1 protein-coding gene is annotated in these 614 nt (G+C 43.0%); it reads left to right on the top strand.

Features of this window, described 5'->3' with window-relative positions:
* The coding region (locus A3729_RS07415) for a type II toxin-antitoxin system VapC family toxin (protein ID WP_231877377.1) at nt 1-474 on the top strand (474 nt) is incomplete at its 5' end.
* Nucleotides 475-614 lie beyond the last annotated feature (140 nt).

Genomic DNA, 614 nt, shown 5'->3' with positions numbered 1-614 from the left:
AATTTACTCCGGGCCAAGTCACCGACAAAGCTGCAGCAGCAGAGTTTTAGTATGTATTTATTAGACACTAATGTTGTCTCTGAACTCAGAAAAGTAAAAAGCGGTAAAGCTGATAGCAATGTAGAGGAATGGTCAGCCCAAGTTGAAGCTGAATTGCTTTATGTTTCATCAATCGTCATTCATGAAATAGAGCTCGGGATTCTACGGGCTGAAAGATCTGATGCTGCGAAAGGTAAGATTCTCCGGAAATGGATGAGCGACCACGTTTTGCCAACTTTTGAGGGACGTATATTACCAGTCGATAAGGAAGTCGTTTTGGTTAGCGCCAAGTATCATGTACCAGACCCAAAGCCATATAGAGATACGTTTATTGCTGCAACAGCCGCTGTTCAAGATATGACAATCGTAACGCGCAACGTATCAGATTTTAATCTGGACAACCTCAAAATATTCAACCCTTGGGAACAGAGTTAAACCTGGCGAGTATTTTTATGGCTGAATTATCACAAGAGGTATTACAGGAGTTTTCTGATCGAGTAGCAGAAATATGCGAGCAAATGGAGCTCGAGCCTGACCAAATGCTCGAAGCTATCGGCAGCACGTTCATTGGCGCT

The organism is Oleiphilus sp. HI0043, assembly GCF_001634935.1.
This window is presented reverse-complemented; position numbering and strand designations above follow the sequence as displayed.